The organism is Pseudoalteromonas sp. PAB 2.2, assembly GCF_001938575.1.
Classification (GTDB): domain Bacteria; phylum Pseudomonadota; class Gammaproteobacteria; order Enterobacterales; family Alteromonadaceae; genus Pseudoalteromonas; species Pseudoalteromonas lipolytica.
This window is the reverse complement of record NZ_LYPI01000010.1, coordinates 117448-134450: the sequence shown is the minus strand read 5'-3', so window position 1 is coordinate 134450 and position 17003 is coordinate 117448. Positions and strand designations below refer to the sequence as shown.

Genomic DNA, 17003 nt, shown 5'->3' with positions numbered 1-17003 from the left:
AGCTTACCTCACTCACTCGCTTGTTTAAGCATAATACCGTCGGTACGGTTGCTACTATCAAGAGCATCAACCACTGACTGCGGAATAAAGCCTTGTGCCGAGCCAACCACAGCTTTGCTGGCAAGCCCAATAATACGTGCATTTACCAACACACCACCTTGGTGGTTTACTAACGTGCCTGCAAGTACGTAATTAAAGTTTTGATCTTGACTCAACTCTAAATAATCACGGCTAAACACAAAATCACCGCTTGGGGTTACACGAATGTAGTCTGTGGTTTTAAAATCAACAACAGGCACACCAAACGTATGCAGTTCGTGCATGAAGCTTTCGGCAATTTGATTACCTAGTAAGCTCGATGTGTTGTATTGATCATCTAAAAAGATGAAACTCGATACGGCAAGGGGTGTTTTATCACTAACGTATTGAAGATTTTGTGCCATGTCTTGCATTAATCCACGTACATAATGATTTATATTTTTGCGCGTAGGGGCTGCAGTAAAGGTGGTGTTATTTTTAACGGCCTGACTACTTTGATAAACCGACACATTTGTTTGTGGTGCGGCAACCGCGCGCTCACTGCGGGTAAGCTGTGGCTCTTTGGTGTCTATCGTTTGTGAGGGTGACATCATTTGTGCGCAGCCGAACCCTAATGGTAAACATAAGCTGAGTAGTAAACGTCTCATGAGTGGACTCCTAATTAGTATTCACTGCGGTAGATCATGCCACCGCGCTGCTGAACTTTTTCACTTCCCCACATTACATTAATGGGGATCTCGGTACTGGCTGCAGACACGATCCGCTGATCGGCTGCATCCACTAAACGGGCATTAACAATATAGGCATGTTGTTGCCGCGTTAAGGTGCCGGTGATCACAAAGTCAATATTCTGACGTTGGCGCAAATTTTTTGTATTTCTGCTTAACATACTATCGGCAGATGATTGTAAATTTAAATTATTTTCTAATCGGTACTCAATGGTATGGTAACCAAGCTGAGCAAATTGCGTCATTAAGCTTTCTTGAATTTGTTGACTAAGCCCTGCCCCCTGACCTTCTGCAAGGCCCGAATCAAGTGCATCAGCCAAGTAAAAGCTGGTTACAGCAATGCGTGCATTACTTTTAAAAGCCCCTTGAATTCGGCTTAATTGCGAACTTAAATCAGCCACATACTGGTGTACCGTATAAGGCGCCATAACGGCTTTTGGTGCTGCTGTACTTACCACTGGTTTTGGCTCTTCAGAGAGCTTACAACCCGCTAAGCTTAAAAATATTAATGACACTAGTAGACGCATAATTGCCATCCCATATCGAACATGGTTAATTAAAAGCAATAACTGTGCCTACTTAGTATAAATCGTTTTAGCGACGTGATAAGTCGAGTGGTTCGCCTAGAAAAGGCGCGGTTAAACAGTGCTGTTGAAGCTGTTTAGCAAGGTAACAAAACACGGTTGCTTCGTTGTAGTTGGCAAACGGGCCAACACGCAGTGCATACCGTGTTTGTGATTTTGTGGGGCGTTTTAAAAACACAAACTCTAGTTTATCAAATGCACCGGGATACTGTTTTTTCATTATTAACACTTGGCGCTTAATTTGGCTTGGGTCTAAATACACTCCAAGCTGAGCGCCAGCAGGCGCCTGAGCATTTCGAGCTACGGCATCATTGTAGGTTACTGGCGCGTTATCGGAATGAGTTTGATCACTCTTAGATGCTTTAGAGAGCGTTTGCACGTCTGGCTTACTATTGAGTTCGGCCGTCATAATGCGTAAATCATTTTCCATTTCGGTTAAACGGGCAATACTTTGCTGCTGTGATTGATATTGAGCCGCAAATTGCTGTATTTGTTGCTCTGTATATAGCGGCTCTGGTTGCTGTTGCAGCAACATACATGCAGGCAACAGACTCACACTGGCAGTAATTAATAAGTGTTTGAACAACGTTGAAATTGGCATATTTATCATCAGCTAAAAAAACAGAGCTTAAGCACAGCAAATAAAATGCCAGCTTTTAGCCTTTATATCAGCACGCTATAGGTAAATGCGATTATCGGTATAATTACTTACCCAACAATCAAGCCCTTGACGCTTAATGGCTTCACAATCAGCGGTTGCGTTTTTAAGGTATTTATAGCCGCCAAATTTTAAACGGTAATAGGTGTTTTGATTAACATCAGCCACTTCAACATTTAATAGCGGTTTGCCCTGAAAAACCTCGGGGGCTAAGGCTTTCATTTTTTTAAATGTAATGGCTAAGTTTTTTTCTGAATTTACTGCAACAAGCTGTAATGCAAAACTGTATTCAGGTTTAACCTGTTCGCTGCTTTTACGCTCGTCTGATTTAGCCATAGAATCTGGCTCTTCTATAGTAGGCAGCCCAGCTGCAGGTAACGCGCTATCTGTGCTCTCTGTGCTTAGCTCAGGCAGCGATTGCACGTTTGCTAATACGCTTTGCTCATTGGCCTGAACATTTATTGACTGAAATAGATGACTAAACGACAAAAAATTAAATAATGTGGTAGGTAATGAATGGTGACTACAACCCGATACAACAAACAGCACCATTAGGCACGTGCTGTAACGCAACGGTTTTAAGCAATATTTCATAAGCAGGATTCTTAAACGTACCATTATATATTTGCTTCTTAATCTGAGAAGACCGTTTGTTAGTACTTACCTGCCTGTAAAAAGCCTAAAATATCGTTTAGATATTAAACAAGAAAACACTAACAAATTGCTTTTTTATTATTATATTTTCAGTACAGTGCTTCTACTAACTGCAATAAAAACTTAGTAGCACCCTCAGCTTAAGTTTTCATATACGACAACCTAAAGCAGTAAAAATCCGTTTCATTATAGGTATTTTTATGAGTATAGCTTAATTAGCTATTCTACAGTGGGTAACTAAGCACTTTTCTGTAATAACTATCTTAGCAATCTGCTAATACAAAGGTATATCAGAAAAGTCCTTAATTAGGTAATAATCGACAATTGTGGATGACATGTAAATAACAAAAAAGTGCCATATAGGCACTTTTTTTACATCATTTTTAACTAATCAAATAGAATTGATTATTTAACCAGCGTTTTTATGAAGTCGGTGAGCTCATCTTTAAATTCATCGCGTCGTAATGAAAACTCAACAATCGCTTTTAAATAGCCTATTTTGCTTCCACAGTCATGGCTTTTCCCTTTCATTGAGTAGGCATCAACGGTTTCTTTTTCCATTAACATTGCAATCGCGTCTGTTAACTGAATTTCATCGCCTGCCCCTGCTGGGGTTTTTGCAAGAAGTGGCCAAATGTTTTTACTTAATACATAACGACCAACCACGGCGAGGTTTGAAGGCGCTTGATCAATTGGCGGTTTTTCAACCATATTTAAAATAGCGGCACTTTCACCTTGTTTAATTTTCGCATCACCTAGGTCAACCACACCAAACTTATCAACTTCGTTAAGTGGCACAGGCTCAACCATAATTTGGCTTTGACCAGTACTTTCAAAGCGTCTAATCATCTCTGCAAGGTTGTCTTTTTTTAGATCGCTCGCCACATCGTCAATAATCACATCGGGTAAAATAACCACAAACGGTTCATTACCAATGATTGGCGCTGCACAGTTAATTGCGTGGCCTAACCCCTTCGCTTCACCTTGGCGTACTTGAATAATAGTGACATCTTTAGGACAAATAGACTGTACTTCTGCAAGTAGTTGACGTTTAACACGCTTTTCTAATGTTGCTTCTAACTCAAAGCTCGTATCAAAGTGGTTTTCGATAGAATTCTTACTTGAATGCGTCACTAATACGATTTCTTTAATTCCCGCTGAAATCGCCTCATTAACCACATATTGAATCAAAGGGCGGTCAACGATAGGTAACATTTCCTTTGGAATCGCTTTTGTTGCAGGCAACATACGCGTGCCAAGACCAGCAACTGGGATCACTGCTTTCATTGATTTCTCCTTAAACTTTTTTCTTTTTACACTGAAAACGGATACTTAATTGCATCGTGACACTGATAACCTTCTACTTCAAAATCGTCTTTTGTGACCCAAGTTTCAATGTCTTCAAGTGATTTAATATTTGGATTTATTTTAAGTGTAGGTGATGCAAATGGCTCACGCTTAAGCTGTACATCACGCATTAACTCTAACTGATTTTCGTAAATATGTGCATTTGCTATTTTATGATACGCCTTTCCGGGCTTGTGTCCGGTGATTTGTGCAACCAACGCTAATAACACAAAACATTGAATTTGATTAAAATTCAAACCCAGTGGGACATCACAACTACGTTGATACGAGGTTAAGTATAGAGTATCACCCAGTAATGAAAAAGTGTGCGTATGCATACACGGACGTAAACAACCTAGTTCAAACTCACCCGGATTATAAAACGTGACAATTTCACCTCGGTCATCAATGCCGTTAGATAAGTTAGTAATTACCTTTTTAAGTTGATCAAGGTGTGTACCATCTGGGCGCTGCCAGCTACGGCCTTGTACGCCGTACACACGGCCCATATCATCTTCACCACGTCGATGCGGGTTTTCGAGCCAAGCTTTATTTTCGTTCGCGTTGGCATTCCATGTCATGCAACCGATATCACGAAACTGTGCCGCACTGTCGTAACCACGAAGATAGCCTAACAACTCTGCAATGGCTGCTTTATAAAAGCTTTTACGTGTTGTTATAAGCGGAAACTTATTGTTTGCTACATCGTACTCAAGGTCAGCATTAATAACGGTTAAACATTTGGTGCCTGTACGCTTATTTTCGACCCACACGCCTTCATCAACAATGCGTTGACATAAATCTAAATACTGTTTCATTGACTTGCTCTTATTATGCTTTGCTTGCAACGCGTCGTTGCGGCTTCATGTAGGCCCATATTAACAAACCAAGGCCCCCAAATACCATTGGCAGCGAGAGTATTTGTCCCATTGAAATCACACCTGCAAATAGACCTAAATGCGCGTCTGGCTCACGGAAATACTCAACAACAAATCTAAATACGCCGTAGCCTAATAAAAATAAACCGGCGACACTCCCTGCTGGGCGTGGCTTTTTAATAAACCATTGCAAAATTAAAAATAGCACCAAGCCTTCTAAAAATGCTTCGTATAGTTGTGACGGATGGCGTGGTTCTGGCCCACCGGTAGGGAAAATAAACGCCCAAGGTACATCGGTTACGCGTCCCCATAACTCACCATTAATAAAGTTACCTATGCGGCCGGCTAGTAGGCCCAATGGCACTAATGGCACCACAAAATCGCCGACCTCTAACAATGATTTTTTACGTGTCCAGGCAAAGACCATAATTGCGGTAATAACCCCCAGTGTGCCGCCATGGAATGACATGCCACCTTGGTCTATTCTGAATAAATAAAACGGGTTTTCAATAAAATAACTAAACTGATAAAACAACACATAGCCAATACGCCCACCGAGTATTACCCCGAGCATACCGTAAAATAATAAGTCGCTTACTTGCTCTTTCGTCCACCCAGAATTAGGTTTTGCAGCTTGACGGTTTGCCAGCCACATAGCTAAAGCAAAGCCAATTAAATACATTAAACCGTACCAACGTACGCTGAGCGGTCCTACCGAAAAAATAACCGGATCTATCTCTGGAAATTGAAGAGCCATAAAAATAAAAACCTTTAACTAAACACCATTTTAAGCGCAATTATGACAAGTAATAGCGCGAATACTTTTTTTATTGTTGCCACAGGTAAATAATGCGTCGCTTTTGCACCATAAGGAGCAATTAATGACGACGTGACAACGATGCCGACTAATGCGGGTAAATAAACAAATCCGGCAAAACCATCACTAAAGGAGGTTACTTGCCAACCTGCAGACACATAACCAACCGAGCCAAACAGCGCAATGACAATACCACATGCTGCGGCACAACCAATGGCCTTTTTAATATCGACAGAGAAATAATGCAGCAAAGGCACAATAAGTGCACCGCCACCAATACCAATCAGTCCTGATAATGCCCCCATTATTGCACATAAAAAGCCAATTACGGGACCTGAGGGCAATGGTTTTTCACTTGCAGCCTTGGTACGTGTAGATAACACCATGCGTAACGCGATAAACACCACACTCGTGGCAAAAACTAAACGTAATAACTGCTCAGGAATAAAACTCGCCGCAAAGCCACTCACGAGTGCACCAATACCTACACCGGTCATGACCCAAGGAGCAATTTCCCACGGCACATTAGCATTACGATGATGAGCCAACGCTGAAGAGGTAGACGTAAAAATAATGGAAGCAAGTGAGGTGGCTATGGCAATAACTAATACATGGCTTGAGTCAGCAACATTAAATGATACCAACATGGCGCTCAGTACAGGCACAATAATTAAGCCACCACCAATGCCAAGCAGACCGGCTAAAAACCCTACTACACTGCCTAAAATAGCGCAGTACACCATTAAAAGTATTACGTCATGCATAGCACACTCATATATTCAGTTTGTTATATGTATATACTAAACGAATATATAAACGCTTCACAGTACAATTTACTCTCATGCTTGCCCTTGGCTAGGGGTGTAAAATAACTCACCCAATTGGTGCTCTATCATAAAGTTACGTGTGAGCCTCAATACTTGCTTAGCGGTAGGCTGCAATAAACATTCGCTAAGCAGCTCCTCCATATCGCTTACTTTTAAGCGACGCAGTACAAATTTAATTTTACTGATTGATGAAAGGTTCATACTTAAGCGACGATACCCCATGGCGATTAGTAATAATGCCCCTTCTGGGTCACCACCAAGCTCACCACATAAACTAAAGGGTAATTCATGGTTTTGGCACTCTTGAGCAACTTTAAGTAGCACTCGCAGCACACTAGGATGATAGGGGTTAAAGAGCTCTGCAACACGCGCATTAGAGCGATCAACGGCCAGCATATATTGAGTTAAATCATTGCTACCCACAGAGCAAAAGTCGACTTTTTGTGACCACTCTTCGAGCATGAATATACTTGAAGGGACCTCTAACATAATGCCAATTTCTGGGCGGTCAATGGCTTGCTCTGGGTATTGTTCTTCTAGTTCGAACAGCGCTTGTTCAACTAACTTAATTGACTCGTCGACTTCTTCAGAGCCACTGATCATGGGTAACATTATTCTAAGGTTACCTAAACCGATATTGGCCTTTAACATCGCTCTGAGTTGATCTAAAAATAGTTCAGGATGATCCAAGGTGACGCGAATACCCCGCCACCCTAAGAAAGGATTCTCTTCTGTGATATTAAAGTAGTCTAATACTTTATCACCGCCGATATCTAAGGTGCGCATTACCACAGGATTCGGGTGATAGCTGGTAAGCACTTCTCGGTACCACTTTTCTTGCTCCGACTGCGAAGGAAATTGCCCCTTTTGCATAAACCAGGCTTCGGTACGATACAAACCCACTCCATCACAAAACAGTTTGTTGTCTTGCTCTGTGTTTAATTCAAGGCCTGCATTTAACAATAAGCTAATGTGCTCGCCATCTAAGGTGACCGCATCTAGGTTCTGCTCTGCGACGAAACGATCATTCAGTAATGTTTCTTGGTATTTTAATTGGCTGTATTCATCGTGGAGCATTTGCGAAGGTGAGATATATAAACGCCCTGCGTAGGCATCTAAAATCATCGGCTTACCTTCAAATTGCAGTAAGGGAACGTCTTCAATACCCCAAATAGCGGGTATCCCCATTGCTCGCGTTAATATTGACGCATGGCTGTTTGCTGCCCCATTTACACTAACCACCCCCGCTAAATGCCCTTTGGGCACTTCGGCAAGCATGGCAGGTGTTAGCGTACTGGCAATTAAAATGGTGTCTTTAGGGTAAGGTTTTACCGCATGCTCAGTATTAACTAAGTGGTGTAAAACACGCAAACCAATGTCTTTAACATCTACTGCGCGCTCTTTTATGTATGGGTCTTGCATGGCGTTAAACTGCGCCACCAGCTTTTCGATAACTATTTTTAATGCGCTTTTTGCACTCCAGCCTTGTTGAAGTTGCTCTTCAACATTTTTGCCTAGGCTTTTTGCATCAAGTAGCTGCTGATACACATCGAATACCGCGAGCGCTTCTTGCGGAATCGAATCGCTTAATGTCATTGATAACGTATTAAACTCGTTGCGTGTTGCCGCAACAGCCTGCGTAAATAATTTACGTTGCGTGCTTATGTCATCGTCTTTTTGCAACTCAATCGATTTAAAATCGAGTTTAGGCAACACCACAAAAGCTTCACCAATGGCAATACCCGGCGCGCTCGACACCCCTTTGAGTACCGAAGTCTGATGCGAGAACTCATCAAGCCTTAAAATCTCTTTGATCTCGGCATGTGCAAGCTGCGATGCAAGTTGTGCCGAAAGAGTAATTAAAAAAGATTCTTCATCGGGACTAAAAACACGCGCTAACTTTTGCTGAACTACAATAACGCCCAGCACTTTTTTTTGATGCACCACAGGCACAGATAAAAACGCGTTATAGCCTTCTTCATTAACTTCTGGAGAGAGTTTAAAGCGAGGGTGTGATTTAGCGAACGCTATATTAATTGGCTCTTCGCGTTGCGCCACTAAGCCAACTAAGCCTTCGGTAAAACCAATTCTAAACTTACCCACAGCATCTGGGTTAAGTCCTTGCGTGGCCATTAATACAAAGTTGTCTTGGCTGTAATCAGCAAAGTAAATTGAGCAGCACTGTGTTTGCATGGCATCTTTTACCATTTGCACAAAACACGCTAAGGCACTGTTTAAGTCCGCTTGTTGCGACACAGCCTCAGCAATTGATCTGAGCGTGGCTAACATGATGCTGCTCCTTTCATTTAGTTGATAAAGTTGCCCTTATCGCTTTTGTCGCCAATTATCTTTATGTTGTTCTCGTTTATTAAACGGCATTGCAAACGGGGCAAACTCTTTCATTACACGACGGTAAACATCGCGCTTGAATGACACAACTTGCCTCACCGGATACCAATAGCTCACCCATCGCCAGTCATCAAACTCTGGATGATGAGTTTTAAGTAAGTTTACATCTTCGTCTTTACAACGTAATTTCAGTAAAAACCATTTTTGTTTTTGCCCAATGCACACAGGACTTGAGTCTCTGCGAATTAAACGCTTGGGTAATTTGTAGCGTAACCAATGTTTTGAACTTGCGACGATCTCGACGTCTTCAGGAAGCAAGCCCACTTCTTCGTGTAATTCTCGGTACATGGTTTGCTCTGCTGTTTCACCATCATCGACACCACCTTGGGGAAATTGCCAAGAGTGCTGACCATAACGTCGAGCCCAAAATACTTGTCCCTGATTATTGCAAATTACAATTCCGACATTGGCACGAAAACCTTCGGCATCAATCACCTTAGTGCCTCATTTGTAAGTCGATTTTTATTGATTGTTCCACATAACCTGCGATACAGCAAACACTTTACACCTTCGCCGAAACCAGATTTGAAATTAGCATTTTAACAAGCGCTTTTAATCAATATGTTAGAAAGCAATTATTACGAAAATACGCGCTTTTAATAAAATAGTAGTTTACAACCGTATTTTTCTCACCTTACCCACAGCTTGTGCATAACTTTTGTAAATCATGCTTATTTTGCAAACAAATCCACAATAGCCAGTTCAAAAAAGCACTTTCTCCACAGAAACTGTGGATAAACATGTTCATATATCTGTATTTATACAAACAACTGTCTAATTAATACAACAGCCAAAAATCAAACACCGACAAAAGTCATTAAATTTCAATACATTAAGATGTTATTCCCACAAAACAAATTGACTATTTTTAACTCACTTTCAACATGCGCAAAAAACACCCAAATACAAAGATATCCACGGCAATGCGCATTTGCTATCATGTTAAGGTTAATAACACAATCAAATAAACGCCGTATGCGACCACTAAAACCAAGCTCAATCAACGAATTAATGCAACGCGTGAATGCAATAACGGGGCTTACACTCGGCCAGCTTGCAGAGCAGTACCAATTTAAAACACCCGATGACTTGCTGCGTGAAAAAGGCTGGACCGGTCAGCTTATTGAATATGTATTAGGGGCAACAGCGGGCTCGAAACCCACTCCTGATTTTGAAGAGCTTGGTATTGAGTTAAAAACCTTGCCTATTTCGTTTAAAGGTAAACCCTTAGAGACAACTTTTGTCTCTGTTACGCCGTTATTGAACGTAACAGGTCTTACATGGCAGCAAAGTACGGTGCGTAAAAAGCTCAATCATGTGTTGTGGTTACCGATTTTGGGAGAACGCGAAATTCTGCCATTTAATCGTACCATTGGCAGTGGTTTTTTATGGCAACCCAGTGCTGAGCAAGATGCACAGTTGCAACGTGACTGGGAAGAGCAAATGGAACTTATCGCGCTGGGTCGTATCGATGAAATTTCGGGACACTTGGGTGATGTAATGCAAATAAGACCAAAAGCGGCTAACAGTAAAGCGCTTACTGATGCTATTGGGCCAAATGGGCATGTGATCCAAACCCTACCTCGCGGCTTTTATTTAAAAACAAGCTTTACCGGCGAGATTTTAAAACGCCAATTTCAGCTGTAAGGGTCGCAACTCTTTGTATTTATATCCGGTTTGTCGTGCTAACTCGTAAAAAAGCCGCGATGATGGTCGTCGCGGCTTTGTTCTAACTTGAATTCTTAACGTATTGTTATTTCCAACTTTTCATCTTATGGCCTTTAAGAGCATAAAATAAAATGAATAGATAACTTGGGATCATAACAATATACGCACCTTGCGCGCCCAGCCCTGCTACGTTACCTAAACCAATCAGCAGCGGACCTAAAGCACCACCTGCAATACCCATGATCAACAACCCCGATGCAGTGCCAGTTAAGCGGCCTAAACCCGCCAATGCTAATGGCCAAATTGCAGGCCACACCATCGCATTCGCAAAACCAAGTAGCGCGATACACAATAAAGGATCGGGGAGTTCAGGGCCTCCAAATGGCACAAGTAATAGATTAGAAATAATAAACGAGTCATTGCTACCAAATACCACCAGTAGCACGGTGATTATGCCTGCGATACCCGACATTAATAGCGCTGTTTGCTGGCTCATAAAACGTGGGATAGTTGCAATACCTATCGCGTAGCCAATCAACATACACGCCATTGTGTACGAAGTCATAACGGAGTAATCAGCAACGCCAATTTGCAAAGCGTAAGAGCCAATCGTATCGGCAGCAATCACTTCAACTGCGACATACAAAGCAATACCCACAACACCTAGAACAAGGTGCGGATGAGCAAGTGTTTCTTTTAACTCACCTTTACCATTTGATGACTCGCCTTCGTCAAACACTAAATCGGGAAGAGGCGCAAATTTTGCGAACGCAGCAAATAACATAATAAGACCCGCAATTAATACATACGGCATAATTAAGCTATTGGCCATAATGTCTTTTTGCTCTTGCGACAGTTTACCCGCACCATCGACTACACCGCTTACAACGACCGCAGCAAAGATCACCGGTACGATAACTCCAGCAAACTTATTCAATAAGCCCATAATACATACACGCACCGCGGCTGATTTTTCAGAGCCCATTTTTACTACATAGGGGTTAACAGCCGTTTGAAGAATTGTTTGACCTACACCTATCATAAGCTGTGCAAATAAAAATATTTCGATCATTTGCAGTTTCGCGGCAGGAATATACATTAACGCCGACAGCGCCATGACAGCACAGCCAATCGCCATTCCATTTTTATAACCAACGCGTCTTATGAGCATCGCTGAGGGAATACCTGCAACAGTAACCGCAATATAAAACGAAGAAATAATAAACGAAGCTTGTAACGGCGACAGCTCAAGCATTTGCTGCAAAAATGGTGTAATTGCACCATTAAGCCACGTTATACACCCCAGAATAAAAAACATTGATCCTGCCAATACCATTGGCAGCCAAATGCTTTGTTTTGTGTTGTTGTCACACTCAACCGTTGCTTCCATAATTTTTCTCAACTAGTTATTTTAATTAATTATTTTTATTTGGCTGGCTTTAAAACATCATTGTGCTGTTTAATTTCCATACCAATCACAAAAATTTAATCATACACTAACAAAAATGACAGCGCTATCATTTTGCATTCAGCTAAACGTAAAAAAGCCGTAACTAGCTGGCTAGTTACGGCTTTATTTAAATATTTACAACGGCTTAGTTATTACTTACCAATCGCTTCTTTTGCGAACAAGTGTTTAATTGGCCCCAAGTTATCAACAAGGCTAAGCCCCACACCGCGCACGAGCTTTTTAAGCGGATTAGCACCGGCAAATAACTCTTTTAGTCCTTGCATCATGGCAATGTGTTTTTGCGCATCAAGCTTACGGGTACGTTCATAATCACGCAGCGTGCGTGTACTTGCAAACTCACCCTGCTCATTGGTTAATAACTCAATTAGGTAAGCGGCATCTTTTAAGCCTAAGTTCATGCCAAGCCCGGCAAGTGGGTGAATAGTATGCGCTGCATCCCCCATTAACACGACTTTGCCCGACACCCACTGCTGTGCATAACGCATTTTAAGTGGAAACGCCATGCGCTCACTTTGAACTTCGCATAAACCGCATTGGCCATCCAGTGCAGCCAGTAGTGCTTTATTAAACTCGGTATCGTCAAGTGCTAGTAACTGCTCGCAGTGCACAGGGCTGGTTGACCACACAATCGAATGCGTATGTTTATCAGGCAGCGGCAAAAACGCTAAAGGGCCGGTTGGTAAAAACACTTGGCGTGCTGTGTGATTATGCTCATCATCGGTTTTTACAGTCGCAACAATGGCATGATGATCATAATCTTTAAACGTAATTGGCATATTGAACTGCTTTCGAATCGCCGAGTTTGCTCCGTCGGCTGCTACCAGCAATTTAGCAATCACAGGCTCACCGCTTTCAAGTGTAATAAAGACATCGGACTCTGTTTGATGTATTTGTTGATAACGGGTTTCGAATAATAAGCTGGCATTACTTTGCTTTTCAAGTTCACTAATTAAAGCGTAGCGAATAATGTCGTTTTCAACGATATGACCAAGCTGCGGTAAGTCGAGATCATTGTGATCAAAATGAATTTTGCCAAAGCTGTCTTTATCGCGTACATCCATCGAGGTATAAGGCGTGGCGCGTTGCTTAATAATTTCAGGCCACACATTCAGTGACTCAAACAAACTTTGGCTCGCCAGACTCAGCGCACTAACGCGAAGGCCATACTCATCCCCCGGAAGCGCCTGCTTTTCACTGGCATCAATCACCACCACACTAATATTGGCTTTAGCTAAACCAAGTGCAAGCGTAAGGCCTACACAGCCACCGCCAACAATACAAACCTGTGCTTGTTTCATATTCGTTTACCTTGCTTAACTTGACCCATTAACTGTTTGGCTAACGGGGTTTTTAACGAGGAGAATAAATCCATTGAGAAAAGACCAATGCTACGACCAAGCGCAAGCATTCGCGATGAATTTGAAAATAACCGCACCAAGCTGTCAGTTAAAGTCATAACCGTGGCAATATCTTGACTGCGCACTTGGCTATAGTAGCGGGTAAAAGCGTAATCACCTAAATCGCTGCGGTGCGCCATATCACAAAGTAGTTGCACATCACGTAAGCCTAAATTAAAGCCCTGCCCCGCAATGGGATGAATAGCATGACCAGCATTACCTATAAGTACAGTTCGATGGCTGCTTAGCGCGTCTACTTTTCCATACACCAGCGGGTAGCTGGCACGCATACCAACTTTACTGAACGTGCCGGCACGATAGCCAAACGACTTTTGCAAAGCAGCTAAAAATGCATCATCTGAAAGCGCCATGTGCGCATCTATATGCTCAGGCTCCATGCACCATACTAACGAGTAACGGTTATTGCTCATGGGCAAAAGCGCCATCGGGCCATGCTCGGTAAAGCGTTCAAATGCGTGATGATGATGACCACCCGCCACTTCAATATTGGCAATGATCGCGCCTTGCTGATAAGGGCGCGTATTAAACTCAATATTAGCCAGCTTTCGACTACTCGAATTAGCACCGTCGGCTATAACCACCAGTTTTGCACTCAGCTGTTCGCCCGAACTTAAAGTAACGTTCGCAGCATCGGCTTGGTACTCAAGTTTAGCAACCGTGTCAGGACAAAACAGGCTCACATCTGTGCGAGTTAACTGCTGGTGCAAGCTGCGACCAAATGGATTCACCTCAACGACATACCCAAGTGCATCTTGCGCATATTCATGGCAATCAATGTGGGTTTTACCAAAGTGACCACGGTCAGAAACCGTTACTTTTTCAATTGCAGCAGCAAATTGCGCTTGGCAATCAAATGCATTAATGGATTGTAAGTATTGAACCGATTGCTGAGCCAGTGCAATACTTCTATCATCAAAGCTTGGGTGATAGTTTGCACTTACTTCATTTGCTTCAATCACAGCGATTGATAACTGTTTATTGCTGTGTTTTAGGCCTAATGCACAACTTGCGCCAGCCAAACCACCGCCGATAATGACAACATCAAACTGCTCTGCCACGTTTGCTCCTAGCCTTTATTTGCCTTGCATCACTGCTTCAATGTCACTGATAGTTTTAGGTACTGAGAGTGTCAGGTTTTCATGACCCTCTTTTGTGACAAGTAAGTTATCTTCTATACGAATACCAATACCTTTGTATTGCGCAGGTGCTTTGGTATCTTCGCTGATGTATAAACCGGGTTCGATAGTTAAGACCATTCCTGGCTCAAATACGCGCTCTTTTTCGTCAAGCTTGTATTCGCCTACATCATGCACATCAAGGCCTAACCAATGGCCAAGGCCATGCATATAAAACGCTTTACAGGCTTGGTTTGCCATTAGCTCATCAAGCTCACCCGTTAAAATACCCAAGTCAATTAAGCCTTGCGTTAATACCGTTGAAGCCAGTTCATTGGCTTTAGATAAACTACCACCGGGTTTCACTTGGCTAAATGCAGCCTCTTGCGCCGCAAGTACAATATTATAAAGCGCGGCTTGTGGCTCACTAAACTTGCCATTCACAGGGAATGTTCGAGTAATGTCTGCTGCATAACCCTCAAGCTCACACCCTGAATCAATCAGTACTAGGTCGCCCTCTTTTAGTTCGGCGTCGTTTTGTGTGTAATGCAGTATATTGGCGTTATCACCACTGCCAACAATGGTGCCATATGCTGGGTGGCGAGCACCATTCATTGCGTAGTGATGGTGCAGTTCTGCTTCTAGCTGATATTCAGTTGCGCCTGGTTTTGCAAATTGCATCGCACGAATATGGCCTTGCGCACTAATTTCACAAGCAGTGCGCATAATGTTTAGTTCAGCGTCAGATTTAAATAAACGCATTTCGTGTACTAGGCCACGAATATCTTTAATAGTGTGAGGCGCTTTGTAACCTTTTTTTGGTGCACCACGAAGCGTGCTTAATAAGTCCCAAATTTTCGTATCGAAATGTGGGTAAGTGCCTTGTGCATAAAATAAAATCTGCTGGCCGTTCACCAAATCTAATAATTGTTCATCTAGTTCACTAAGTGGACAGGTTGCGTCGAATAAGTACTCAGATTTCGCTTTTTCGAAGCCAATTCGACGGCCATGCCAAATTTCAGCTAATTTATCTTTATTGCGACAAATAAGCGTACTTGGCGTGTCACTTGATGGGCAAAGCACTAACACTGCATCGGGTTCGTTAAAACCCGTTAAGTAGAAAAAGTCACTGTCTTGGCGAAATGCGTATTCGGTATCACGACTGCGTGTAACTTCAGCAGCTGCAGGAATAATCGCGATGCTATTTTTGTCCATCATCGCAAGTAAACGCTCGCGACGGGCTTTAAATTCAGCTTTATCGATAGCAATAGACAACATGCTAAACCTCTGTAATTTAATTAGTGAAGGGTCTTTTTAGTGCTTTTATCTGTTTGCTCTTTACCGAGTTCAGCAAAACATAATAAGGCAGAAACGCGCACGTACTCGATCACTTCGTGTAGTGCTTGGCTGTCTTCTTCGGTTTCTTCGAATAAAGTATCCAAGCGAGTAATTTCGCTAAAATCGCTAATAACTTCTTTTACGTCCGCAGACAATTTGCCATAGTCTTTTTGCTTTAAACCGAAACCAAGCATAAAACCCGATACCCAAGACACTAGGCCGTTTGCTACGTCAACTAGGGTCTCGTCATCACTTGGCAAGAATAAATCGAACTGAAATTCATCGTCACCAAAACTCGCCACAACCTGTGTATATATAGTGGCAAAAAACGCTTTTAGATCGGTATTGAATGCTAAACCATCATTGAAAACATCGCTTAATAAGCCTAAATACTCGTCGGCTTCAATATTAATGCCACAAGCAAGTAAGCCACTTATTACGCCATGGGCTTCGGCGGGTGCGACAAAAATTTCATTTTTTTCTAATAGCAATTGCGCTTGCTGGTAATCAGGTAACGTGCTCATAACTTTTTCTTTGTTCGTCTCAGTAACGTCATGCTACCACTCGATAAATCGCAACTCCAATTAATTGTATGATTGAGGTCAAAAAGCAATCTGAAAAGTAAATGCCTCGTTAAAGGTGGGGAAAAACTACCCGAACGATCCGCTTTTTTGGTTTCTATGGTTTAATGATTGAAACTTGTCTTATATACTGAATATGTTCCCTAGGGTGTTGGAGCTTGGTTAAGTCCCTGAGCCGATAAATTTTATGTTAGGGTTTCTGTTCGTTTACTATTGTGCAAGCTCGGCATGTACCGAGAAGCCTACGGTAGACCGCAGATTCCCGCCCTGAAACCTCAAGGTTTCAGGACTGACACCGGGCACCGCATACTTGGGGAACACCTTCATTACTTCAAGCTACGAGCTACGAGCTACGAGCTACGAGCTACGAGCTACGAGCTATCAATACTTTCATTTTATATTTTTCTAAACTGTATTTTTTGCACGCAGAATAAATTCTCACCTAGACCATTTGGCATTTAATTTTTTGGC

The 17003-nt window shown here is 42.3% G+C and carries 16 protein-coding genes and 1 other RNA gene; 2 read left to right on the top strand and 15 right to left on the bottom strand.

Features of this window, described 5'->3' with window-relative positions:
- Positions 1–8: 8 nt before the first annotated feature.
- The 10 genes from BWD47_RS09105 to rppH form a co-directional block, all read right to left on the bottom strand.
- Entirely contained in the window at positions 9–686 is a 678-nt protein-coding gene (locus BWD47_RS09105) for a FlgO family outer membrane protein (RefSeq protein ID WP_036970388.1), read from the bottom strand.
- Between the two features lie 14 nt (positions 687–700).
- Positions 701–1294, bottom strand: coding sequence for a FlgO family outer membrane protein (locus tag BWD47_RS09100; RefSeq protein ID WP_036970392.1), 594 nt, complete (start codon positions 1292–1294; stop codon positions 701–703).
- Positions 1295–1361: 67 nt separating this feature from the next.
- Entirely contained in the window at positions 1362–1952 is a 591-nt protein-coding gene (locus BWD47_RS09095) for a hypothetical protein (protein WP_036970393.1), read from the bottom strand.
- Between the two features lie 75 nt (positions 1953–2027).
- The gene (locus BWD47_RS09090) at positions 2028–2603 is read right to left on the bottom strand and encodes an SPOR domain-containing protein (RefSeq protein WP_051501816.1); all 576 of its coding nucleotides are present in this window, start codon (positions 2601–2603) and stop codon (positions 2028–2030) included.
- Positions 2604–3068: 465 nt separating this feature from the next.
- The gene (galU, locus tag BWD47_RS09085; protein WP_036970395.1) at positions 3069–3950 is read right to left on the bottom strand and encodes a UTP--glucose-1-phosphate uridylyltransferase GalU; all 882 of its coding nucleotides are present in this window, start codon (positions 3948–3950) and stop codon (positions 3069–3071) included.
- 26 nt (positions 3951–3976) lie between these two features.
- Positions 3977–4828 (bottom strand): thymidylate synthase, encoded by an 852-nt coding sequence (locus BWD47_RS09080; protein WP_036970397.1) that lies wholly within the window; start codon positions 4826–4828, stop codon positions 3977–3979.
- A gap of 13 nt (positions 4829–4841) precedes the next feature.
- The gene (lgt, locus tag BWD47_RS09075) at positions 4842–5645 is read right to left on the bottom strand and encodes a prolipoprotein diacylglyceryl transferase (protein WP_036970400.1); all 804 of its coding nucleotides are present in this window, start codon (positions 5643–5645) and stop codon (positions 4842–4844) included.
- A gap of 14 nt (positions 5646–5659) precedes the next feature.
- Positions 5660–6469: a sulfite exporter TauE/SafE family protein gene (locus tag BWD47_RS09070; RefSeq protein ID WP_065978398.1), complete on the bottom strand. Its 810-nt coding sequence runs from the start codon at positions 6467–6469 to the stop codon at positions 5660–5662.
- 75 nt (positions 6470–6544) lie between these two features.
- Positions 6545–8821 carry a phosphoenolpyruvate--protein phosphotransferase gene (ptsP, locus tag BWD47_RS09065; protein ID WP_075593845.1) on the bottom strand — a complete coding sequence of 759 codons (2277 nt, stop codon included), beginning with the start codon at positions 8819–8821 and terminating at the stop codon, positions 6545–6547.
- 36 nt (positions 8822–8857) lie between these two features.
- On the bottom strand, positions 8858–9376 hold the full coding sequence (gene rppH, locus BWD47_RS09060; protein ID WP_036970409.1) for an RNA pyrophosphohydrolase: 519 nt from the start codon (positions 9374–9376) through the stop codon (positions 8858–8860).
- 540 nt (positions 9377–9916) lie between these two features.
- On the opposite strand from rppH, the gene mutH reads away from it, so the two are divergent.
- Positions 9917–10588, top strand: coding sequence for a DNA mismatch repair endonuclease MutH (gene mutH, locus BWD47_RS09055; RefSeq protein ID WP_075593899.1), 672 nt, complete (start codon positions 9917–9919; stop codon positions 10586–10588).
- Between the two features lie 106 nt (positions 10589–10694).
- Here mutH and nagP read toward each other — a convergent pair whose 3' ends face one another.
- From nagP to BWD47_RS09030, 5 genes are all read right to left on the bottom strand, one after another.
- The gene (gene nagP, locus BWD47_RS09050) at positions 10695–11999 is read right to left on the bottom strand and encodes an N-acetylglucosamine MFS transporter NagP (RefSeq protein WP_036970411.1); all 1305 of its coding nucleotides are present in this window, start codon (positions 11997–11999) and stop codon (positions 10695–10697) included.
- Between the two features lie 212 nt (positions 12000–12211).
- On the bottom strand, positions 12212–13378 hold the full coding sequence (locus BWD47_RS09045; protein ID WP_036970414.1) for an FAD-dependent monooxygenase: 1167 nt from the start codon (positions 13376–13378) through the stop codon (positions 12212–12214).
- The gene (ubiH, locus tag BWD47_RS09040) at positions 13375–14556 is read right to left on the bottom strand and encodes a 2-octaprenyl-6-methoxyphenyl hydroxylase (RefSeq protein ID WP_065978399.1); all 1182 of its coding nucleotides are present in this window, start codon (positions 14554–14556) and stop codon (positions 13375–13377) included. Before ubiH ends, BWD47_RS09045 begins: the two co-directional genes overlap by 4 nt.
- Positions 14557–14571: 15 nt before the next feature.
- Positions 14572–15891 carry a Xaa-Pro aminopeptidase gene (pepP, locus tag BWD47_RS09035; RefSeq protein WP_075593844.1) on the bottom strand — a complete coding sequence of 440 codons (1320 nt, stop codon included), beginning with the start codon at positions 15889–15891 and terminating at the stop codon, positions 14572–14574.
- 20 nt (positions 15892–15911) lie between these two features.
- Positions 15912–16475, bottom strand: coding sequence for a UPF0149 family protein (locus tag BWD47_RS09030; protein WP_036970422.1), 564 nt, complete (start codon positions 16473–16475; stop codon positions 15912–15914).
- 194 nt (positions 16476–16669) lie between these two features.
- Here BWD47_RS09030 and ssrS point away from each other — a divergent pair.
- Positions 16670–16853, top strand: a non-coding RNA gene (gene ssrS, locus BWD47_RS09025) — 6S RNA.
- The last annotated feature ends 150 nt before the right edge of the window (positions 16854–17003 follow it).